This is a genomic window from Burkholderia sp. WSM2232 (genome assembly GCF_000472545.1).
Lineage (GTDB): Bacteria > Pseudomonadota > Gammaproteobacteria > Burkholderiales > Burkholderiaceae > Paraburkholderia.
Map to the genome: position 1 here is coordinate 101,524 of NZ_AWZV01000017.1, position 20,604 is coordinate 122,127.

At 64.5% G+C, this 20,604-nt stretch carries 20 protein-coding genes; 7 read left to right on the forward strand and 13 right to left on the reverse strand.

From position 1 onward, the window contains the following. Positions 1-49 precede the first annotated feature (49 nt). The 6 genes from F757_RS0117290 to F757_RS0117325 all read right to left on the reverse strand — a co-directional run bounded on the left by F757_RS0117290 (position 50) and on the right by F757_RS0117325 (position 6,870). Complete coding sequence (locus tag F757_RS0117290; protein ID WP_013340393.1) at positions 50-940, reverse strand: phosphoribosylaminoimidazolesuccinocarboxamide synthase; 891 nt, start codon at positions 938-940, stop codon at positions 50-52. Positions 941-1,083: 143 nt separating this feature from the next. Beyond that, entirely contained in the window at positions 1,084-2,148 is a 1,065-nt protein-coding gene (fba, locus tag F757_RS0117295; RefSeq protein ID WP_013340394.1) for a class II fructose-bisphosphate aldolase, read from the reverse strand. A gap of 219 nt (positions 2,149-2,367) precedes the next feature. After that, positions 2,368-3,804 (reverse strand): pyruvate kinase, encoded by a 1,437-nt coding sequence (gene pyk / locus F757_RS0117305; RefSeq protein WP_027212491.1) that lies wholly within the window; start codon positions 3,802-3,804, stop codon positions 2,368-2,370. A gap of 535 nt (positions 3,805-4,339) precedes the next feature. Further along, the gene (locus tag F757_RS0117315) at positions 4,340-5,533 is read right to left on the reverse strand and encodes a phosphoglycerate kinase (RefSeq protein WP_027212493.1); all 1,194 of its coding nucleotides are present in this window, start codon (positions 5,531-5,533) and stop codon (positions 4,340-4,342) included. Between the two features lie 270 nt (positions 5,534-5,803). Then, positions 5,804-6,127, reverse strand: coding sequence for an AzlD domain-containing protein (locus F757_RS0117320; protein WP_027212494.1), 324 nt, complete (start codon positions 6,125-6,127; stop codon positions 5,804-5,806). Beyond that, positions 6,124-6,870, reverse strand: coding sequence for an AzlC family ABC transporter permease (locus F757_RS0117325; RefSeq protein WP_027212495.1), 747 nt, complete (start codon positions 6,868-6,870; stop codon positions 6,124-6,126). The genes F757_RS0117320 and F757_RS0117325 overlap by 4 nt, the downstream gene beginning before the upstream one ends. A gap of 283 nt (positions 6,871-7,153) precedes the next feature. Here F757_RS0117325 and F757_RS0117330 point away from each other — a divergent pair, with 283 nt between their 5' ends. The 6 genes from F757_RS0117330 (at position 7,154) to F757_RS0117355 (ending at position 11,953) form a co-directional block, all read left to right on the forward strand. After that, positions 7,154-8,077, forward strand: a complete 924-nt coding sequence (locus F757_RS0117330; RefSeq protein WP_027212496.1) for a branched-chain amino acid transaminase — start codon at positions 7,154-7,156, stop codon at positions 8,075-8,077. 44 nt (positions 8,078-8,121) lie between these two features. After that, a complete protein-coding gene (locus tag F757_RS0117335; protein ID WP_013340400.1) occupies positions 8,122-8,316 on the forward strand; it encodes a zinc-finger domain-containing protein in 195 nt (64 codons plus the stop codon). A gap of 195 nt (positions 8,317-8,511) precedes the next feature. Next, positions 8,512-9,537, forward strand: coding sequence for a lipopolysaccharide heptosyltransferase II (gene waaF, locus F757_RS0117340; protein WP_027212497.1), 1,026 nt, complete (start codon positions 8,512-8,514; stop codon positions 9,535-9,537). Between the two features lie 168 nt (positions 9,538-9,705). After that, entirely contained in the window at positions 9,706-10,152 is a 447-nt protein-coding gene (locus tag F757_RS0117345; RefSeq protein ID WP_013340402.1) for a nuclear transport factor 2 family protein, read from the forward strand. Positions 10,153-10,203: 51 nt separating this feature from the next. After that, a complete protein-coding gene (locus tag F757_RS0117350) occupies positions 10,204-11,352 on the forward strand; it encodes a YheT family hydrolase (RefSeq protein ID WP_027212498.1) in 1,149 nt (382 codons plus the stop codon). Further along, positions 11,345-11,953: a DUF2946 family protein gene (locus tag F757_RS0117355; protein WP_027212499.1), complete on the forward strand. Its 609-nt coding sequence runs from the start codon at positions 11,345-11,347 to the stop codon at positions 11,951-11,953. Before F757_RS0117350 ends, F757_RS0117355 begins: the two co-directional genes overlap by 8 nt. 121 nt (positions 11,954-12,074) lie before the next feature. On the opposite strand, the gene F757_RS0117360 is transcribed toward F757_RS0117355, so the two are convergent. Beyond that, positions 12,075-13,829 carry a M48 family metalloprotease gene (locus tag F757_RS0117360; RefSeq protein WP_027212500.1) on the reverse strand — a complete coding sequence of 585 codons (1,755 nt, stop codon included), beginning with the start codon at positions 13,827-13,829 and terminating at the stop codon, positions 12,075-12,077. A gap of 265 nt (positions 13,830-14,094) precedes the next feature. On the opposite strand from F757_RS0117360, the gene moaC reads away from it, so the two are divergent. After that, positions 14,095-14,571 carry a cyclic pyranopterin monophosphate synthase MoaC gene (moaC, locus tag F757_RS0117365; RefSeq protein ID WP_027212501.1) on the forward strand — a complete coding sequence of 159 codons (477 nt, stop codon included), beginning with the start codon at positions 14,095-14,097 and terminating at the stop codon, positions 14,569-14,571. A gap of 69 nt (positions 14,572-14,640) precedes the next feature. Here moaC and F757_RS0117370 read toward each other — a convergent pair whose 3' ends face one another. The 6 genes from F757_RS0117370 to sucC all read right to left on the reverse strand — a co-directional run bounded on the left by F757_RS0117370 (position 14,641) and on the right by sucC (position 20,584). Beyond that, positions 14,641-16,416, reverse strand: coding sequence for a PglL family O-oligosaccharyltransferase (locus tag F757_RS0117370; RefSeq protein WP_027212502.1), 1,776 nt, complete (start codon positions 16,414-16,416; stop codon positions 14,641-14,643). A gap of 95 nt (positions 16,417-16,511) precedes the next feature. Continuing rightward, positions 16,512-16,709: a hypothetical protein gene (locus tag F757_RS35840; RefSeq protein WP_156923658.1), complete on the reverse strand. Its 198-nt coding sequence runs from the start codon at positions 16,707-16,709 to the stop codon at positions 16,512-16,514. Positions 16,710-16,778: 69 nt separating this feature from the next. Next, on the reverse strand, positions 16,779-17,411 hold the full coding sequence (locus F757_RS0117380) for a pilin (protein ID WP_027212504.1): 633 nt from the start codon (positions 17,409-17,411) through the stop codon (positions 16,779-16,781). A 136-nt stretch (positions 17,412-17,547) separates the two neighbouring features. Then, on the reverse strand, positions 17,548-18,252 hold the full coding sequence (locus tag F757_RS0117385) for a TerC family protein (protein WP_013340409.1): 705 nt from the start codon (positions 18,250-18,252) through the stop codon (positions 17,548-17,550). A gap of 143 nt (positions 18,253-18,395) precedes the next feature. Continuing rightward, positions 18,396-19,277 carry a succinate--CoA ligase subunit alpha gene (gene sucD / locus F757_RS0117390; RefSeq protein WP_013090441.1) on the reverse strand — a complete coding sequence of 294 codons (882 nt, stop codon included), beginning with the start codon at positions 19,275-19,277 and terminating at the stop codon, positions 18,396-18,398. 137 nt (positions 19,278-19,414) lie between these two features. Continuing rightward, complete coding sequence (sucC, locus tag F757_RS0117395; protein ID WP_027212505.1) at positions 19,415-20,584, reverse strand: ADP-forming succinate--CoA ligase subunit beta; 1,170 nt, start codon at positions 20,582-20,584, stop codon at positions 19,415-19,417. Between the last annotated feature and the right edge of the window lie 20 nt (positions 20,585-20,604).

The following is a 20,604-nucleotide window of genomic DNA, read 5'->3' on the forward strand; positions in this document are numbered from 1 at the left end:
CCGACGGTTCAAGGCCGGCTGTTTTGCGGCTTGCGGTTCGCGGTTTGAATCAGGCGAGCTTGTGCCCGGTCAGACGTTCGAGCGCTTCCTGATACTTCTCGCCCGTCTTTTGCACCACGTCGTCCGGCAGCTTCGGCGCGGGCGGCTCTTTCGCCCAGTCCTGCGTTTCAAGCCAGTCGCGCACGAACTGCTTGTCGAACGACGGCGGATTGGTGCCCACCTGATACTGATCGGCCGGCCAGAAGCGGGACGAGTCGGCGGTCAGCGCCTCGTCCATCAGATACAGCTTGCCGTGGTTGTCCAGACCGAACTCGAACTTGGTATCCGCGATGATGATGCCGCGCGTGGCGGCATAATCCGCCGCTTCCTTGTAGAGCCGGATAGAGATGTCGCGGATCGTGGCCGACAGTTCTGTGCCGATGCGGCGCTCCATCTCGTCGTACGTGATGTTCTCGTCGTGGTGGCCCATTTCGGCCTTGGCCGCCGGCGTGAAAATCGGCTCCGGCAGCTTTTGTGCGTTCTGCAGACCCGGCGGCAGTTGCACGCCGCACACCGAACCGGTCGCCTGGTAGTCTTTCCAGCCGCTGCCGGCGAGATAACCGCGCACCACCGCTTCGACGAGAATCGGCTCGAGGCGCTTGACCACCACCGCACGGCCCTTGACCTGCTCGACTTCGTCCGCCGCCACGACCGACTCGGGCGCCACGCCCGTCAGGTGATTCGGCACCACGTGCTTGAGCTTCTCGAACCAGAAGTTCGCCATCTCGTTGAGCACGCGTCCCTTGTTCGGAATCGGCTCGCCCATGATCACGTCGAACGCCGACAGACGGTCGGTCGTGACGATCAGCAACTGGTCGTTGCCCACTGCGTAGTTGTCGCGGACTTTACCGCGGCCGAGCAGCGGCAGCGAGCGGAGCGTGGATTCGTAGAGGGTAGACATCGTCGTGGTTCGCTAAAAATGAGGCAAAAAGTGTGACCGGAACAAAAGGGAAACGCCGTTCCCCGGATGATGCGGGAACGGCGATCTGACGACAACCTGGCCGGACGGCCAGGTGCGGAGCCAAACGTCGACGCAAGTACCGCTTAGCGGACCACTTGCGCGAGTTCGCCCGACTTGTACTTCTCCGCAATTTTATCAAGCGAAACCGGCTTGATCTTGCCGGCCTGGCCTTCGCAGCCGAATTGCGTGTAGCGCTCGATACAGATCTTCATGGCGGCTTCGCGCGCCGGCTTCAGGTAGTCGCGCGGATCGAACTTCGACGGATTGGTCGCCATATAACGGCGGATCGCGCCGGTGATCGCAAGGCGCAGGTCCGTGTCGATATTGACCTTGCGCACGCCGTGCTTGATGCCTTCCTGAATTTCCTCGACCGGCACGCCGTAGGTTTCCTTCATGTCGCCGCCGAACTCGCGGATTTCCGCGAGCAGTTCCTGCGGCACCGACGAAGATCCGTGCATCACCAGGTGCGTGTTCGGAATGCGCTGGTGAATTTCCTTGATGCGCTGGATCGACAGGATGTCGCCCGTGGGCTTCTTGCTGAACTTGTATGCGCCGTGGGACGTGCCGATCGCGATGGCCAGCGCGTCGCACTGCGTGAGCTTGACGAAGTCGGCGGCCTGTTCCGGGTCGGTCAGCAGCTGTTCGCGGGTCATCGTGCCTTCCGCGCCGTGGCCGTCTTCCTTGTCGCCCTTCATGGTTTCCAGCGAACCGAGCACGCCCAGCTCCGCTTCCACCGTGACGCCGATCGAGTGCGCGGCTTCCACGACCTTGCGCGACACCTCCACGTTGTATTCGTACGACGCGACGGTCTTGCCGTCTGCTTCCAGCGAGCCGTCCATCATCACGCTGGTGAAGCCGCTGCGGATCGCCGCCATGCACACCGCCGGCGACTGGCCGTGGTCCTGGTGCATCACGACCGGAATGTGCGGATACGACTCGACCGCCGCTTCGATCAGATGGCGCAGGAACGCTTCGCCCGCGTACTTACGCGCGCCGGCCGAAGCCTGCATGATGACCGGTGCGTTGACCTTGTCGGCCGCGGCCATGATCGCCTGCACCTGCTCCAGGTTGTTCACGTTGAATGCCGGAAGGCCGTAGCCGTTTTCAGCGGCATGGTCCAGCAGTTGACGCATTGATACGAGAGGCATGCTGTAACTCCTTAGATTGAAACGAATTCTTGTGCCGCTGGCATCTTCTGGGCGATCTCGTCGCGAAGCAAGCCGCATACCCGTTGGCGCTCTTGCCAACGCGCGCAACGCAGGACGTTCTGCCCCGCTGCAATCGTCGATGCGCAGCGACGCGCAATCGCCGGGTACGACAGCCTGCTTCGCTCGATCAAGCCTGTGCCAGTCGAGCAGTGCCGCAGATCAATACGGCTCGCCGACCCGTACGATCTTCAGCGTATTCGTGCCGCCGGCCTGGCCCATCGGCTCGCCGACGGTCAGCACCACCATGTCGCCGCGCGACGCATAGCCCTTGCTGACCACTGTCTCCAACGCCTGTTGCAACGCCGTGTCGCGGTCGGTGTTGGTGTCCAGATGCAGCGAAGTCACGTTGCGGTACAGCGCCATGGCCCGCTCGCTGCCGACCCGCGGCGTGAGCGCGAAGATCGGCACGTGCGTCCAGTGACGCGACATCCACAGCGCGGTCGAGCCGGATTCGGTCAACGCCACGATCGCCTTCGCGCCGAGGTGGAAGGCGGTGAAAAGCGCGCCCATCGCGATGGACTGGTCGATGCGCGTAAACGTGCGGTCGAGGAAATCCTTGTCCAGCTCCGACTGCTCCGACTTTTCCGCCTCGATACAGATGGCCGCCATTGTTTCGATGGTCTGCACCGGGTACTTGCCCGCCGCCGATTCCGCCGACAGCATCACCGCGTCCGTGCCGTCCAACACCGCGTTGGCGACGTCGGAGACTTCCGCGCGCGTGGGTACGGGCGCATAGATCATCGACTCCATCATCTGCGTCGCGGTAATCACGAACTTGTTCGACTCGCGCGCCATACGAATCATGCGCTTTTGCAACGCGGGGACTGCGGCATTCCCCACCTCCACCGCGAGATCGCCGCGCGCGACCATGATGCCGTCCGACGCGTCGAGAATGCCTTGCAGCGCCGGAATGGCTTCCGCGCGCTCGATCTTGGCGATCATCTTCGGCTTGATGCCGTACGGTGCGCCGGCGATGTTCGCCAGTTGACGCGCCATTTCCATGTCGGTAGCGTTCTTCGGAAACGATACCGCGACGAAATCGACGCCGAGCGACATTGCCGTGCGGATGTCTTCCATGTCCTTGGCGGTCAGCGCGGGCGCTGACAGACCGCCGCCCTGGCGGTTGATGCCCTTGTTGTTCGACAGGTCGCCGCCGATCTTCACGATCGTATGGATCTCGTTGCCAATCACGCGCTGCACGTTCAGCACGATCAGGCCGTCGTTAAGCAGCAGCACGTCGCCCGGCTTCAGGTCGCGCGGCAGGTCCTTGTAGTCGAGGCCCGCGCGCTCCTGGTTGCCGAGCTCGCAGTCGGCGTCGAGGATGAACGGCTCACCCGAGTTGAGCGTGACCTTGCCGTTCTCGAATTTGCCGACCCGGATCTTCGGGCCTTGCAGGTCCGCCATGATGGCGACCTCACGGCCCGCCTGGCGAGCCGCCTCGCGCACGAACTCGGCGCGCTGGCGGTGGTCGTCCGCGGTGCCATGCGAGAAATTGAGCCGCACCACGTCGGCGCCTGCCTGAATCATTTGCAGCAGGATCTCCGGCGTGCTGGAAGCCGGTCCGATGGTAGCGACAATCTTGGTGGCGCGATGCATGAGTCTCCTCGTCTGGATGGGATCGCTGGAAAGAGCGCTGCGAGTCGGATGCGGAGGCTGCGCACCGAAAGATGGTGCCGGGGGCTGCGCGCCGGTTGAAACCAGCGTCGCTTTATGGGGTGAAGCGGTGTTCGACACCGGCACGCGAAGCGCCGGCGGGGTGGCGAGGGCGACTTCCGCCTCCGGGAGTTCCGCAGAGGGCGCGGCGGCTTCGTCCACTGCAATGCTGGACGATGCCGCCGAACCTTCCGCGGCGGTCGACTCCACGGAGGCGGCAGGCGCCTCGGTTACTTCTGAATCTGTTGCTGGCGGCGGAGCTTGTGCCGCCCCCGCCAGCGAGGTGGCCAGCGCGGCGGCAACCGTGCTGGCAAGCTCGGACTCCCTGGCTGCCGTGGCCGCGGCAGTGGCTGTAGCAGCGGCGGCCTCGCCAGAGCGCGCCGTGCGCTCCCCTGCCGTCGCTGCCGCGGTGTCGCGCGGCTTGCCGCTCTGACCGTTCGCTTTTGCGGACTTCGCCGTTGGGGAGCGCGTCGCCACGTTAAGCCCGCGATTCCAGAACTTCGACGGCCGGCAGCTTCTTGCCTTCGAGGAACTCGAGGAAGGCGCCGCCGCCCGTCGAGATATAGCTGACCTTGTCGTGGATGCCGTACTTGGCGATGGCAGCGAGGGTATCGCCGCCGCCCGCAATCGAGAACGCGGACGACCTTGCGATCGCGTCGGCCAGCGTTTTCGTGCCGTTGCCGAACTGGTCGAATTCGAACACGCCGACCGGGCCGTTCCACACCACGGTGCCGGCTTTTTCCAGTTGTGCGGCGAGCGTCTTTGCGGTTTCCGGTCCGATGTCGAGGATCATGTCATCGTCCTCGACGTCGGCGACGGCCTTCACTTCGGCCTTGGCGGTCGGCGAGAACTCCTTCGCCGTGACCACGTCGGTGGGGATGGGCACCGAGGCGCCGCGCGCCTTCGCTGCGTCGATAATGGCTTTGGCTTCGTTCACCAGATCGGCTTCGGCCAGCGATTTGCCGATCTTCAGACCCGCGGCCAGCATGAACGTATTGGCGATGCCGCCGCCCACGATCAGCTGGTCCACCTTCTCGGCCAGCGACTTCAGGATGGTCAGCTTGGTCGACACCTTCGACCCGGCGACGATCGCGACCAGCGGGCGCTTCGGCGCGCCGAGCGCCTTGCCGAGCGCTTCGAGCTCCGCCGCGAGCAGCGGACCGGCGCACGCCACCGGCGCATACTTGGCGATGCCGTGGGTGGTGGCTTCGGCGCGGTGCGCGGTGCCGAACGCGTCGTTCACGTAGATGTCGCAGAGCTTCGCCATTTTTTGCGCGAGCTCGTCGGAATCCTTCTTTTCACCCTTGTTCACGCGGCAGTTTTCCAGCAGCACGACCTGCCCCGGCGCGACGTTCACGCCGTTTTCCACCCAGTTGGCGACGAGCGGCACGTCACGCCCCAGCAGTTCCGCGAAGCGCTTCGCGACCGGCGCGAGCGAGTCTTCGGGTTTGAAATCGCCTTCGGTCGGACGGCCCAGATGCGACGTAACCATCACGGCAGCGCCCGCCTCGAGTGCGGCCTTGACGGCCGGCACCGAGGCGCGGATGCGGGTGTCTTCGGTGATGTTGCCTTGATCGTCCTGCGGCACGTTCAGATCGGCGCGGATGAACACTCGTTTGCCGGACAGCTTGCCTTCGGCGATCAGATCGGAGAGACGCAATACCTTGTTCATGGGCGTTTGTGGGCGAGTTGATGAGAAGGCGGTGGCGGACGGCGCACGCGGCTTTGAGCGCGCTGAACTGCAGCGCGTCGGCCAAGGCGGCTCCGCGAAGCGGGAGGCCGTCGGCAGGCCCGCGGCGCGGGCGCCACGCATCGGCGCGCTCATCCCGGAAAGCGGCATTTTAACTGATCCGAACTGCCTTCTGACCCGCACGCCGGCGAATCTCCCGTATTCGAATGCCGCGCGGCCTATGCTGCAACGCGGCATAACAGCCGCTGTCGCTCACGCCAGGAGGCGCAACAGTGTGAACACGACCATCCCGACAATGATGGTGCCTAGCATGGTGCGGCGCCACAAAAACCACGCGAGGCCCGCGAGCGTTGCATAGAACTCGTGATTCGACGGCGCGAACGAGAGACCCTCGGGCGTACCCAGCACGTCCGGCAAGACCACCGCGGCAAGCGCCGCAGCGGGCGCATAGCGCAGCATGCGCTGCACGCGGCCCGGCAAAACCGTGCGCTCGCCGCCGATTAGAAACATCGCGCGCGTCACGGCGGTGACGAAGGTCATGCCGAGAATGGCAAGCCAGACTTCCACAGAGGTCATTGCGGATCTCCCGCGCGACTGCGCAGGCGGCGCAAGTCGGCACGCTCGGCCATCAGGTCCGCGGCGCTGCCCGCGAGAATCGCGGCGATCACCGCGAGCGGCAGCCCGAGCCGGTACGGCAGGTCGAACGCGAGCAGCGCCACGATTCCCGCGATGCACACCGCCACTAGCGTGGAGCGCGTGGCGATAGCCGCCACCATGATCGGCAGAAGCGCGAGCGTGCCGGCGAGCCCGAGCCCCCAGTTGTCCGGAATCAGGCTGGCGAGCAGGATGCCCGCAATGGACGCCACCTGCCACGACAGCCAGCTGCACACCGCCATGCCCCAGAAGTACGCCTCCTTGCCCGGCACGTAACCAGTCGCGAAATTCTTCTTCACGAACAGCAGATAGATCACGTCGCCGTTGAAGTAGCCGAGCGCAACCCGCCGCCACATCGACAGATACGAAAAATGCGGAGCGAGGCCCACGCTGAAGATCACGAAGCGCAAATTGACCATGGTGGCCGTGAGAAGCACCGTCCAGACCGGCAGCTTGGCGGCGAGCAACGGCAGTACCGCCAGTTGCGACGAGCCGGCGTAGCACAGCAGCGACATCGCGAGCGCCTGCGGCAGCGTGAGCACCGACTTGCTCATCGCCACGCCGGTGACGAGGCCCCACGAGCAGATCGCCATGAGAGTAGGCGAATAGTCGCGGGCGCCCTCACGGAAGGCACGGCGATCGATATCTGACAGGCGAGCGAGCATGAGGCGGAAAGCGCGGGCGCCGAGGGCCGCGGTGGGAAAATGGGGAAAATCGGCGCCAGCTCGTCGAGCACGCGCTGGCGCATCCGGATACGAATTATGCGTGCGCCGAATTATAGCGCCCGACATGCGTCCCGATGCCCGTTTCGTGTGCAAATGACGCTAAAATAACGCTCTTCGCTGCACCCCCTCGGAAATTTCCAACGCATCGGCTTTCCGCGCGCCCGGCGCCTCGCGCGTCCACGGGCTTGGGGTCTCAACCAACACGCACCTGCTGGAGAACCGTATGTCAATGGCCGACCGCGACGGCAAGATCTGGATGGATGGCAAGCTGATCGACTGGCGCGATGCCAAGATCCATGTGCTGACCCACACGCTGCATTACGGCATGGGCGTTTTCGAAGGCGTGCGCGCCTACAAGACGGCCGACGGCGGCACCGCGATTTTCCGCTTGCAGGAACACACCAAGCGCCTTCTGAACTCGGCCAAGATTTTCCAGATGGACGTGCCGTTCGACCACGAAACGCTCGCCGCCGCGCAGCGCGAAGTGGTCCGCGAGAACAAGCTCGAGTCGTGCTATCTGCGCCCGATCATCTGGGTCGGCTCCGAAAAGCTCGGCGTGTCGGCCAAGGGCAACACCATCCATGTGGCGATTGCCGCGTGGCCGTGGGGCGCTTACCTCGGTGAAGACGGCATCGCCAAGGGCATTCGCGTGAAGACGTCGTCGTTCACCCGGCATCATGTGAACGTGTCCATGGTCCGCGCCAAGGCGTCGGGCTGGTACGTGAACTCGATTCTTGCGAACCAGGAAGCTATCGCCGACGGCTACGACGAAGCGCTGCTGCTCGACGTGGACGGCTACGTGTCAGAAGGCTCGGGCGAAAACTTCTTCCTCGTGAACAACGGCAAGCTGTACACGCCCGACCTGTCGTCGTGCCTCGACGGCATCACGCGCGACACGGTCATCACGCTCGCACGCGACATGGGCATCCCCGTGATCGAAAAGCGCATCACGCGCGACGAGGTCTACACCTGCGACGAAGCGTTCTTCACCGGCACCGCCGCCGAAGTCACGCCGATCCGCGAGCTGGACAACCGCACGATCGGCTCCGGCGCCCGCGGTCCGATCACGGAGAAGCTGCAATCGGCGTTCTTCGACATCGTGAACGGCAAGAGCGAAAAGTACGCACACTGGCTGACCAGGATTTAACGCGCATTGCGCCGCACGCACCCTGCATACAACGAGAAAGTCTCATGAGCGATATCAAGGAAATGCCGCTGGTCGAACTGACGGCAAAGGACCTCCCGGCGTACTGCCCGAACCCCGCCATGCCGCGCTGGAGTTCGCATCCGCGCGTCTTTATCGACGTTTCGCACGGCGAAGCACGCTGCCCCTACTGCAGCACGCGTTACAAGCTGCGCGACGGCGAAGTGATCAAAGGTCACTGAACCTCGCGCACTGAACGCGAGAGCCGTTCGCCGGCAGCGCAGGCTGTCGCGCCGATTGCTGCCTCGCCCGTCGTCAGGGGCTTTCGCCGGCGTTCGTAGCGGCGAGTTGCCCCTTTTCCCTTTATTTTTATTTATCCGAGGCACCCCGCGCATGACGCGCGAGGCGCTTCGTTTCGACACCGGACAATCACTCTGATGCGTCGCGCGTTGGTTATCGCACCGAACTGGATCGGTGACGCATTGATGGCGCAGCCGCTTTTTGCGCGCCTCGTGAAACTGCATCCCCGCGTCGCGATCGACGCGGTCGCGCCCTCCTGGGTCGCCCCCGTGCTCGAGCGCATGCCGGAGATCCGCGACGTCTACGCCACCGACCTCGCGCACGGCAAGCTGCAGATGCTGCGCCGCTGGCAACTTGCGAGCGACTTGCGCGACGTAGGCTACGACGCAGCCTACGTGCTGCCGAACTCGCTGAAATCGGCGCTGATTCCGTGGATGGCCGGCATTCGCCTGCGCATCGGCTATACCGGCGAAAGCCGCTACGGCCTCCTGAACGTGCGCCACGCGAATCCTCGCAAGGACGAGCGAGCGCCGATGGTGGGCCATTACGCCGCCCTCGCCTACGCCCCCGGCGCGAAGATTCCCGACGACCTGCCGATGCCGCGGCTCGACGCCGACCTGAACGAGGCGTCGCGCGTGTCGGCGCGTTTTAACCTCGACACGCGCGTGCCGTTGCTGGTGTTCTGCCCCGGCGCCGAATACGGCCCGGCCAAGCGCTGGCCGCCGGAGCATTTCGCCGCGCTCGCGCAAATGGTCGGCCAGTCGTTCCCGTACACGCAGATAGTCGCGCTCGGCTCGCCGAAAGACGCGCCGCTTGCGCAGGCCATCGCCGAGAAAGCGCCGAACGTGCGCAACCTGTGCGGACAGACTGCGCTTGGCGAAGCGTGCGCGCTCATCTCGCGGGCCAATGCGGTCGTTACGAACGATTCGGGGCTCATGCACGTCGCCGCCGCGCTGCGCCGGCCACTCGTCGCCGTCTACGGTTCCACGGATCCGCGCCACACGCCGCCCCTGTCGGAGCTTGCGAAGGTACAATGGCTTCATCTCGAATGCAGCCCCTGTTTTCAGCGCGAGTGTCCGCTCGGTCATCTGAACTGCCTCAAGCAGTTGAGCGCCGAGCAGGTTTTCGGCGATTTACGCGGCATGTTGCTCGCGCAACGCTGAGCCGCCCGACACTCGCACGCAACACCGCACGCCCCTGAGCGCGTCGCGTCATGTTCGCGCCTTGCGGCGCGGGCATTCTGGCGCTCGGGTGCAATTGTCCGGTGCTCCGGACTGCCCCGCTCACCGCTGCCTTGCAACCGCGCGCCGCGCACAAGAGACTGACGAGCCATGCCACGTTTTGCCCACATCTTCGAAGCCGCCGCCGATACCCTCAACGCCTATTACCAGGCCGTCGCCGAGGTCAATATCGACAGCCTGATGGGCCTGTGGATCGACGAAGAGTTCGTGAGCTGCATCTGCGCCGACGGCTCGCACCTGCACGGCCTCGACAGCATCCGCGCGGGCTTGCAGGTGCAGTTCGAAGCGGCGCCGGTCTCTATCGAACCGCTCGATATTCGCGTCTACGACAGTCTCGGCACCGTCGTCTACGCAATCGCGGAAGCGCATCGGCCTGTCGACCCGAAAGCCGCGCCCGCCATGGTGTTCACCACGTATGTGATGGTCCACGAGCGCGGCGAATGGCGCATCGCGCACATCCACGCGAGCCCCATGCCCAATGAAGCCGCCAGCCAGTTTGCGACCAAGATGCGGCATGGCCAGGGGTCGCTCCACTGACGCGCGGCGGGCCGCCAACGCTTTCGCGCTGAATTTCGCTTTCGAACCGGCATGAGCACGCCCCGCAGCAACTCAGGTTGCCCAACGACACCCGAGCACGCCGCCACTTCGGGCGCAGGCGGTGTCGAGGCCGCTATCCAGTCCACCATCGACGCCACCATCAACGCGGGCCTCTCAGCCGCCAAAGACCTGCTCTACCGCGCGCCGCTGTGGTTGCCGAACAGGCATGTGCAGACCATCGTGCCGTCGCTGTTCGCCCGCCGTCCGGCCGTGTCGTTTCGCCGTGAGCGCTGGGATACACCCGACGGAGACTTCATCGACGTCGACTGGGTCCGGCACGACAATCCGCCGGCCTCGGCCGTGACAGGCGACGCCGGGCGCCAGCTTCCCGCCGCCGACGCGCCGTTGCTCGTTCTGTTTCACGGTCTGGAAGGCAGCTCCGCCTCGCATTACGCATCCGCGCTGATGGCCGCCGCGCGCGACTATGGCTGGCACGGCGTCGTGCCGCACTTTCGCAGTTGCAGCGGCGAGCTCAATCGCCTGCCGCGCTTCTATCATCTCGCGGACAGCAACGAAGTGGATTGGATCCTGCGGCGCCTGCGCGCGGTGCATCGCGGGCCATTGGTAGCCGCGGGCGTGTCGCTCGGGGGCAACGTGCTGTTGCGCTGGCTCGGCGAGCGGCGCGAGGACGCCGCGACGGTGGTTGCCGGCGCCGCCGTGATCTCCGCGCCCATCGATGTGCACGCCGGCGGCCACGCGTTGTCGCAAGGCCTCGGCATGATTTACACGCGCAATTTCCTGAAGACGCTCAAGCACAAGGCCGGGCAGAAGCTGGCGCAATTCCCGGGCCTCTTTGACCGCGATGCAATGCTCGCGAGCCGTACCATGTACGAGTTCGACAACGTGGTCACAGCGCCGCTGCACGGCTTTCGCGACACCGACGAGTACTGGAGCGTGGCCACCACGCGCCCCTTGCTGCCGCACATCGAGGTGCCCACGCTGGTGCTGAATGCGCGCAACGATCCCTTCCTGCCGGCAAGGGCGTTGCCGTCACGGCATCAGGTGTCGGCGGCGGTGGAACTCGATCAGCCGAGGCACGGCGGGCACGCCGGCTTCATGACCGGACCGTTTCCCGGCCGGATCGACTGGCTGTCGCGGCGCGTGTTGAGCTTTCTGGAGCAACACGTCGATCATGGATGACATCGTCAAGCAGGCCTTGGCCAAATGGCCAAACGTTCCCAGTTGCACCGGCTGGCTGATGCTCGACCGGCGCGGCCAGTGGCGCATGCGCGACGAAGCCGCGCAGGCGAGCGGCTCGCCGGGCGTGCCGATCCGCCACGAGGCGCTGCTCGGCTTCATCAACCGCAACTACGAGTGTGACGAGGGCGGGCAATGGTTCTTCCAGAACGGCCCGCAGCGGGTGTATGTGGAACTGGGCTACACGCCGTGGGTGGTGCGTTTGTCGGTCGAGGCGAGCGGCGCGCTCGCGTTGACAGATCAGGCGGGCAACCGTTTCGAACCCTCGGCCGTTTATGCCGACGACGAGGGCAACATTCTGTTCGCCGGCGCCTCGGGTCCCGCCGGCGCTTCGGAAGCGTCGGATCTAAGCGCGCCACCGCGAATCGCCGTGTTGCACGATCACGACCTGAACGTATTCGCCGATCACACGACGCTCGCCGACGATTCCGCGAGCGGCGAGCTTCACTGGAATGGCGGCGCGACCTTGCCGCTTCAGCCTATACGGCGCGAAGCAGTCGCGGCGCGCTTCGGTTTTGTCGGGAGCCCGGCGGCTAACGTGTGAGGCGCGAGTCCCGCGGGAAAGCAGCTTCTCCGCGAAAACGCTTGCGGCAGTGGGTTAATCGCTGCTCGCGCAGCAATGCTGGTGTCGCCGCCCAGCGCCGCAGTGCTGAGGCGGTTCGCGGCTAGCTCTTTTCATCGAGCCGCTCTTCCTTGTAGCGGTTTTCCATTTCGTGCAGCCTCGCGTCGACGGTGGCAAGGTCGTAATAGCCGATCGTCTTCATGTCGCGCGCGTCCTTCAATTGACGGATCGCCGAGGGCCACGCACCTTCGAGCGCGAACTTTTCGGCGAGCGCTCGATGACGCGTGAGCGCATCGCCCGAACCGGCGCTCGCCTGCGCGAGGTACAGCCACCATGCGGGCTGATCGGGCTGCGCCCGCGTCTCTTTTTGGGCCAACGCCTGCGCCTCGGCAAAACGCTTCAGGCTCAGCAAGGTGCGAATATGCATGTCGATGGCGGCGTTCGATTGCGGCCAGCGTGTCTGCGCGAACTCGGCAAGACGCAGGGCGTCCTGGTCGCGCCCGGCACGGCGTGCGATGTCGGCGGCGAGCACGTCGAGACTTGGCGAGCTGCGCGCGGCGTCACCTTCCGCCTGCGCACCGGCCGAAAACGCGGCACGCGACGCAGCAAGCGACTGAGCCGCGTCGTCGTAGCGTTCGAGCAGCATCTGGCCATATGCGATGCCGTACCAGTTCGCAGCCACATTCGGCGCCGTGCGGTCCTCAATCTCCGAGCGCAGCCGCGAGATCTCGTCGGCGTACTCGCTGCGCGAGCGGTCCTGCAACAGGCGAGCCCGCGCGCGCACGAAGCCATATTCACTCGCCTGATGCGGTTGCCGGTAAGGCGCGCGCCGCGCGCGGTCTTCCATGTCGGCAATCCGCTCGCCGGTCAGCGGGTGCGTGCGCGCATAGGCCGGAATGCCGGTGTCGCTCATCGACGCCCGGTCAAGGCGGCCGAAGAACGTGGTCATCGCGTACGGGTCGTAGCCCGCGCCCGCAAGCAGCAAAAAGCCGACGCGGTCCGCCTCGTGTTCGGCCGAACGCGAAAAGCGCAGCTGGTTGTCTACCGCATAGGCCTGGCCACCTATCGCAATCGCACTGCCCAGGTCGCCGCTATGCGCGAGCACGCCCGCGAGCACGCCGAACAGCATGCCGGCGAGGGCCGCATAGCCGCTGCGCTCGCCGGTCGTGATCATCCGCGAGATGTGGCGTTGCAGGACGTGGCCCATCTCGTGGCCGAGCACGGACGCGAGTTCGGATTCGGTTTGCGTGGTGACGATCAGCCCCGTGTTGACGCCGATGAAACCGCCGGGCAGCGAAAACGCGTTGATCTGCGGGTCGCGCACCGCAAAGAGGTCGAAGTCGGGCCGGTACCCGCCGATATAGAGCGCGTTGGCCGCTGCCGCGAGTTTCCCCGCGACCGAGTTCAGATAGTCGCGCACTAGCCAGTCGTCGAGATAGTCGGGGTCGCGGCGCAATTCGCGCATCACGCGTTCGCCGAGTTTGCGCTCTGCTTGCGGCGTCAGCGTCCCGGCGCCGCCGCTGCCGAGGTCGGGCAATTGTTGCGCGGTAATCGGCGCTCGCCAGCCGCCGTTGCCACCGCTGTTGTCAATGCCGTTGCCACTGCTGGCGCCACGGTTCAACGCAAAGTTGCCGGAAAAGCGGCTTTGCGCGCCGCCGTACACGCCGAACACGCCTTGGGCGATGTCGGGTGGCACCAGCGGATCCGCATACGACTCCACCGGCCCGCTGACGAGCGGCGGCTCCGCGGACTGCGCGGCAGGCGCGGCACCGGAGGCGGCGCGAGCCTGCGCCGACGCAGCAGGCGGCACCGCAAGCGCGATACACAGCAACGCAGCAGGAAACCGTTTCGGACGCATTGCGAGTTCGTGTGACGGAATCGGATAGCGATGCCCGCCGCTCTCATCAACGCAATAAGATAGCGGACAAGGTGCAATTGTAATCAGTGAACGCGCGTGTGAGGCGTGCGCGGGTGCGCCGCGTAGCCGTGTAGCCGTGTAGCCGTGTAGCCGTGTAGCAGCGTAGCCACGTAGCCGCGTAGCCGTAGCCGTAGCCATAGCGATAGCCGCACCGCACCGCACCGCACCGCACTGCTATGATAGGCGCCCTCTGAAGGAGCCAACCATGCCTGACCTCACTCATTTCGACGCTGCCGGCAAGGCGCACATGGTGGACGTCGGCGGCAAGCAGGAGACCAAACGCATTGCCATCGCGCGAGGTTCGATCCGCATGCTGCCGGAAACGTTCGTGCTGATTCGCGACGGCAACGCCAAAAAGGGCGACGTGATCGGCATCGCGCGCATTGCCGCGATTCAGGGCGCCAAGCGCACGGCCGATCTGATTCCGCTGTGTCATCCGCTCGCGCTGACACGCGTGAAGGTGGACTTCGAGCTGGACGACAAACTGCCCGCCGTGCACTGCACCGCGCAGGTCGAAACGCTAGGCAGAACCGGAGTCGAAATGGAAGCGCTCACCGCCGTGCAGGTAGGGCTGCTGACGGTGTACGACATGTGCAAGGCGGTGGATCGGGGCATGACCATCACCGATGTGAAGGTGATGGAAAAGCATGGCGGGAAGTCGGGGGATTGGGTGGCGCAGTGACCGCTGGCGGTCACACTCCTCGCGCTCACACTCTTTCAGGTGCCGGCTCGGTTCTACGAAAAGCGCGGCTTACTCCTCGTCGTCTTCCTGGACGTCGCCCGAGGGCATGCCGTAGCGCTTGACCAGCTCGGCCTTGAAGCCTGCGAGCGTTTTCTGTTCATCGCAGAGTTGATACAGATAGCTCAACTGCGACGGCCAGTCTTTCAGCTCCTCGGCGAAGATTTTCAGCCGCTCGACGGTATCGAAGGCGGCGGCCGTGTCGCCACTTAACGCCTGTAGCACCGCATAACGACGCAGCACCGTCTCGCCCGGCAGGAGCGCCATCGCCTGACGGTGCATTGCCAGCTTGTGTTGAAGGTCCATCGAGTTCATCGGCAAAAGCGTTGCCATGCCGTACCCACCCCATGCCCTGAACAGGAACGACGGTTCAGCGCGATATTGCTCAGCGGGCCGGGAGCCGTAGTACAGCACTTCCGCGCGCGCGTAATCGCGATACACCGGATACAGCGCGGCAATGCTGCCGAACACGATCGCAGCGAACACGCCGAATGACAGCCGCGCGGGCACGAGCCGCAGCGGACGTGTCTCGAGCAACCCGAACACAAACATGGCAGGCAGCAGGAAGAACATGTACTGCTGTGGATATTCGACGAGCGCATGCATGACGAGCACGCCAATCAGCGCAATGCCGAACACGCGGGCCGCGCTTTGCGGCGCACGCACGACGCGCACGAGCCACGCAACGAGGCCGAACAGCACGATCGCGAGGCCGATCAGACCGGTCTTCGCGAGCAGGTCGATAAAAATGTCGTGCGAGTTGTTGGCGATCTCCACGCCGCCGAGCGTCTTCGCGAACTGGTACTGATAGCTCGGAAACTCGCCCCAGCCGACACCTAGCAGCGGATGCGTGCGGAACATCGTCCAGCCGTATTTCCACAGCGCGAGCCGCGGCGCGATCTGGCCGGCGTCCTTGAAGCGGTCCGCCGCGGACTGCCCGAGCTCGAGGTGATAGCGCACATTGGCCCAACGAATCAGCGCATTGACGACGAAGAACAGCACCGCAAGCGCAAGCGGAATAAGCCATTGCCGATGGCTGCGGCGCAGCTGCGGTTCGGCGCGCGTTTGTACCAACGCCATCCAGAACCCGGCCACGACGATCACGCCCATCTGCAGCCACGGACCACGCGAAACGGTCAACGCGAGCCCCACCGCGAAAATGGTCGACGCGAGCGCCCAGATCGCGACGGCGATCCGGCGTGTCTGCACGAGGTACAGCGCGCCCGCCATCGCGAACGCGATGTAGGTGGCGAGGTGATTCGCCTGCGCCATGTTGCCGAATGGCCGACGCTCCACCGTCACGTTATACGCGACGACGAGCGGCGACACGCGCGCCTCGAGATGAAAGAGCTGAATGACCTGGCAGAACACCGCAAACAATCCGCCAACAACGAGTGCGCAAGCCGCCCAGCGCAACGCGTTTTCACCGAGCTTTGCGCGCGCGAAGCCATAGCCCGCATGCGTCGCCATGAAGGCGGCCAGCAGGAAACCGCCGCCGAGCCAGTTCATCGACGGCTGCGAGACCGGCAGCAATACCGATTGCGCGACCAGCAGCAGGCCGAACAGCAACGGCACAAGTGCCACCACAGGCGAAGCAAAAGCCACGCGAGGCTGCGAGCCCGCCACCAGCAGGACCACGCCGGCGCCCATCAGCAGGTACAGCGCGAGGGCTGTGAATTCGGCGTAGAACGTTGGAATCGGGTACGTGTGGTTGACGACTGCATAAGGCAGCACCAACGCGAGAGCCAACAGAACGAGAGAAAGGTAGCGCGCGAAAGGTGTGGGCATCGAGTAAGCGGGTGGGCGTCAGCAACCGGCGCACTATACAAAAAATTCCTTCTTCTGTGCGCCGGCTGGCCTGAAATATCCCGAAAATCATCGATTTACGCGCGAATCGTTAGCTTCTGGCGCGTGTCGCATGTGCGGCGCGTGCGGCGCGTGCGGCGCGTGCGGCGCGTGTGGCGCGTGTGGCGCATGTCCCGCATGTCCTGCACGTCCCACATGTCTCGCATGTCCCACATGTCCCGCATGTCGCGCGTGTGCCCCAGACGACGCACGTCACCCAGGATCGCGCTGGTCACGCGCGTCACTCATGTCGCGCATGTCGCGCAGATCACGCACATGACGCAGCGTCAGTTTCGTCAGCTGCGTCACGCGCGACACTCCGGCGGCGCGAGGTTCGAGGGCAGCGTGGGCGCCTGCGCGGGAGTCGGCCCCGCACCTGGCGCAGGCAACGACGACGCGGTCTTGCCGCCAGCGAAGCATTCCCACGCGAGCGCGCCCGCCTGGACCGAGCCCTTCGTCAATGCGACGCGCGCCGTGGGCGCATCGATGTTGTCAGGCACCGACGGCACGAGCGTGATTGTGTTGGAACCGGCCGGCGCAACACGCGTCGTAAAGGCGACAGTGATCTGGCCGCTGTCGTCGTCGATACGAACTGATTCCACGTTGCGGGTGGCCGGCGGCGACGCGTAGCCTCCGCCGAACGCGTTGCCGCTCGCTGCGTTTTCCGAAACGGCGAGTCTCGCCGAGGCCGCGAGCGACAGGCCCTCGCCCACGCGGCTGCGCGCAAGATAGTCCTGGTACGCGGGAATCGCATAGGCGGCAATCACGCCCACAATAGCCAGCACGATCATCAGCTCGATAAGCGTGAAGCCGAAACCGAGGCGCGAGCCGACACGGCGACACGCTCGCGCGAATCTCGCGGACCAGCGCGTTCGCGCAGGCCGCAAGTGCGCCCGGGCGGCGTGCGAATAAGGGGAAGAGGGCAAGGTAACGATCATCAGCAGGCTCCTGAAACGAAAAGCGCCTGCTCCGCGAATCGGGAACAGGCGCTTGCATCGTAGCGAGCGACGCTCGTATCAGACAGTCAGCCAGATGGCTAACGTCGAGGTCTCAAAACTCATGCTCTGCCCGGCTTCAGGCCGCCGCGGACCGTGCGTTGCGGCGCTTGATCACATAGCCAAGGATTACGACGAAGAGCGCGCCTGCAACGCTCATCCCATATTCGGCGAGCGGCGTGTCGAGGACCGGCCAGCGGTCGCCGGCAGGATCGTTGACGATCAGCCCGCCCGCGATCCAGCCAAGCAGTGCTGCGCCCAACGTGATGACGATAGGGAAACGGTCCAGCAGCTTGAGTACGAGCTGGCTGCCCCACACGATCAGCGGAATGCTCACTACCAGACCGAAGATCACCAGCGCAAGGCGATGCTCCGGGTCGGCGGCCTCGGCCGCGCCCGCGATCGCGATCACGTTGTCTAGACTCATGACGGCATCCGCGACGATGATCGTTTTGATCGCCGAGACCAGCTTGTCGGCAGGCTTCACGTTCTCATGCGCGTCGTGCGCCGGCGCCATCAGACGCACGCCGATCCACAGCAGCAGCAGCCCGCCCGCGAATTTCAGCAAGGGCACGTCGAGCAACGCGACCGCGAACGCAATCAGGATGACGCGCAGCAGAATCGCCCCTGCCGTGCCCCACAGCACGCCCTTGGTGCGCTGCGCAGGCGGCAGGTTGCGGCAGGCGAGCGCGATCACGACGGCGTTGTCGCCACCGAGCAGGATGTCGATGACAATAATCTGGAAGACTGCGCCCCAGTGGAGCGTGGCGAGGAACTCGAGCATGAGCGAAAGAATAAGAAGAAACAGGAGGCGCGGCCAATAAAAAAGCGGAGGAGTGTTTCACTCCCCCGCTTTGAGCCGCACGCTAACGAAAGGATCTCGTAAGCGTATCAAAAAAGGCGCCGCAACTGGGCGCCAGTTTCGATTTACAACATCGCCTTCAGAAGACGCGCCATTTCCGACGGGTTCTTCGTGACCTTGATGCCGCAGGCGTCCATGATTTCCAGCTTGGCTTCAGCCGTATCCGCACCGCCCGAGATCAGCGCGCCGGCGTGGCCCATGCGCTTGCCCGGAGGCGCCGTAACGCCGGCGATGAAGCCGACCACCGGCTTCTTCATGTTGTCCTTGATCCAGTGCGCCGCATTCGCTTCGTCCGGACCGCCGATCTCGCCGATCATGATGACGGCGTCCGTATCCGGATCGTCGTTGAACATCTTCATCACGTCGATGTGCTTCAGACCGTTGATCGGGTCGCCGCCGATACCGACTGCCGACGACTGACCGAGACCGATCGCCGTCAACTGGCCGACTGCTTCGTACGTCAGCGTGCCCGAACGCGACACGACGCCGATGCGGCCCTTGCGGTGAATGTGACCCGGCATGATGCCGATCTTCAGTTCGTCCGGCGTGATCGTGCCCGGGCAGTTCGGTCCGAGCAGCAGCGTCTTGCGGTTTTCGCGACGCATACGGTCCTTGATCTCGATCATGTCGCGCACGGGAATACCTTCCGTGATACAGATCGCGAGATCCAGATCGGCTTCGACCGCTTCCCAGATTGCAGCAGCAGCGCCTGCCGGCGGAACGTAGATCACCGACACGGTTGCGCCCGTTTCAGCCTTGGCTTCCGCGACGCTCGCGTAGATCGGAATGCCTTCGAAGTCTTCGCCGGCACGCTTCGGGTTCACGCCTGCCACGTAGGCTTCGCGGCCGTTTGCGTATTCACGGCAAGCACGCGTGTGGAACTGACCGGTCTTGCCGGTGATGCCCTGCGTGATGACCTTGGTGTCTTTGTTAATCAGAATCGACATGTATTGACCTCTGTTCGTTTGGCGCCGCCCGGTGGCGTGACGCGGCGAAATGTTCTTCGCCCGCGCCGCTCATGCAGCACACGGGCGGCGCCATTCGTAATCCTGGTTAATCCTCGTAAGTGCGCTCGGAGTCTGGCTTACGCCTTACCCGCAGCAGCCGCGACGACCTTCTGAGCCGCTTCTTCCATGCTGTCGGCCGAAATGATCGGCAGGCCGGATTCAGCGAGCATCTTCTTGCCCAGGTCTTCGTTGGTGCCCTTCATGCGGACCACGAGCGGCACCTTGAGCGACACGGCCTTCGACGCCGCGATCACGCCTTCCGCGATCACGTCGCAACGCATGATGCCGCCGAAGATGTTGACCAGAATTGCGGTCAGGTTCGGGTTCTTCAGCATGATCTTGAAGGCTTCCGTGACCTTCTCCGTCGTGGCGCCGCCGCCCACGTCGAGGAAGTTCGCCGGTTCGCCGCCGAACAGCTTGATGGTGTCCATCGTCGCCATTGCGAGGCCCGCGCCGTTCACCAGACAGCCGATGTTGCCGTCGAGCGAGATGTACGCGAGGTCGAACTTCGACGCCTCGACTTCAGCCGGATCTTCTTCGTCCAGATCGCGGTACGCGACGATTTCCGGATGACGGAACAGCGCGTTCGAGTCGAAGTTGAACTTGGCGTCGAGCGCGATGACCTTGCCGTCGCCGGTCAGGATCAGCGGGTTGATTTCGGCGAGCGACGCGTCGGTTTCCCAGAACGCCTTATAGAGGCCTTGCAGGATGGCGCGCGCTTGCGGAATCGAAGCGTCGGGCACGCCGATCTTCTTCGCGAGGTCGTCTGCTTCCGCGTCCTTCAGGCCGGTCGACGGGTCCACGGCAACCTTGTGGATCAGCTCGGGCGTCTTTTCCGCGACTTCTTCGACGTCCATGCCGCCTTCGCTCGAGGCCATCACGACGATCTTCTGCGAAACGCGGTCGATCACGAGGCCGACATACAGTTCCTTCTTGATGTCAGCGCCTTCTTCGATCAGCAGACGGTTCACCTTCTGCCCTTCCGGACCGGTCTGGTGCGTGACGAGCTGCATGCCGAGGATCTGGTTCGCGTACTCGCGAACCTGGTCCAGCGACTTGGCAACCTTCACGCCGCCACCCTTGCCACGGCCACCCGCGTGGATCTGAGCCTTCACGACCCAAACCGGGCCGCCGAGCTCTTCCGCGGCCTTGACCGCATCATCCACCGAGAAGACCGGCTTGCCGCGCGGTACCGCGACGCCGAATTTCCGCAGGATTTCCTTACCCTGGTACTCGTGAATCTTCATGCGTGATTCCCTTCAGTCTG

What these genes read in the sequence shown, in the direction of transcription:
- sucD (WP_013090441.1), bottom strand. Translation starts at nt 19,277, where the DNA reads ATGTCGATTCTGATTAACAAAGACACCAAGGTCATCACGCAGGGCATC.
- F757_RS0117380 (WP_027212504.1), bottom strand. Translation starts at nt 17,411, where the DNA reads ATGATCGTTACCTTGCCCTCTTCCCCTTATTCGCACGCCGCCCGGGCG.
- F757_RS0117335 (WP_013340400.1), top strand. Translation starts at nt 8,122, where the DNA reads ATGAGCGATATCAAGGAAATGCCGCTGGTCGAACTGACGGCAAAGGAC.
- F757_RS0117350 (WP_027212498.1), top strand. Translation starts at nt 10,204, where the DNA reads ATGAGCACGCCCCGCAGCAACTCAGGTTGCCCAACGACACCCGAGCAC.
- F757_RS0117385 (WP_013340409.1), bottom strand. Translation starts at nt 18,252, where the DNA reads ATGCTCGAGTTCCTCGCCACGCTCCACTGGGGCGCAGTCTTCCAGATT.
- fba (WP_013340394.1), bottom strand. Translation starts at nt 2,148, where the DNA reads ATGCCTCTCGTATCAATGCGTCAACTGCTGGACCATGCCGCTGAAAAC.
- F757_RS0117325 (WP_027212495.1), bottom strand. Translation starts at nt 6,870, where the DNA reads ATGCTCGCTCGCCTGTCAGATATCGATCGCCGTGCCTTCCGTGAGGGC.
- F757_RS0117355 (WP_027212499.1), top strand. Translation starts at nt 11,345, where the DNA reads ATGGATGACATCGTCAAGCAGGCCTTGGCCAAATGGCCAAACGTTCCC.
- F757_RS0117345 (WP_013340402.1), top strand. Translation starts at nt 9,706, where the DNA reads ATGCCACGTTTTGCCCACATCTTCGAAGCCGCCGCCGATACCCTCAAC.
- waaF (WP_027212497.1), top strand. Translation starts at nt 8,512, where the DNA reads ATGCGTCGCGCGTTGGTTATCGCACCGAACTGGATCGGTGACGCATTG.
- F757_RS0117360 (WP_027212500.1), bottom strand. Translation starts at nt 13,829, where the DNA reads ATGCGTCCGAAACGGTTTCCTGCTGCGTTGCTGTGTATCGCGCTTGCG.
- sucC (WP_027212505.1), bottom strand. Translation starts at nt 20,584, where the DNA reads ATGAAGATTCACGAGTACCAGGGTAAGGAAATCCTGCGGAAATTCGGC.
- F757_RS0117315 (WP_027212493.1), bottom strand. Translation starts at nt 5,533, where the DNA reads ATGAACAAGGTATTGCGTCTCTCCGATCTGATCGCCGAAGGCAAGCTG.
- F757_RS0117370 (WP_027212502.1), bottom strand. Translation starts at nt 16,416, where the DNA reads ATGCCCACACCTTTCGCGCGCTACCTTTCTCTCGTTCTGTTGGCTCTC.
- moaC (WP_027212501.1), top strand. Translation starts at nt 14,095, where the DNA reads ATGCCTGACCTCACTCATTTCGACGCTGCCGGCAAGGCGCACATGGTG.
- F757_RS0117290 (WP_013340393.1), bottom strand. Translation starts at nt 940, where the DNA reads ATGTCTACCCTCTACGAATCCACGCTCCGCTCGCTGCCGCTGCTCGGC.
- pyk (WP_027212491.1), bottom strand. Translation starts at nt 3,804, where the DNA reads ATGCATCGCGCCACCAAGATTGTCGCTACCATCGGACCGGCTTCCAGC.
- F757_RS0117320 (WP_027212494.1), bottom strand. Translation starts at nt 6,127, where the DNA reads ATGACCTCTGTGGAAGTCTGGCTTGCCATTCTCGGCATGACCTTCGTC.
- F757_RS0117330 (WP_027212496.1), top strand. Translation starts at nt 7,154, where the DNA reads ATGTCAATGGCCGACCGCGACGGCAAGATCTGGATGGATGGCAAGCTG.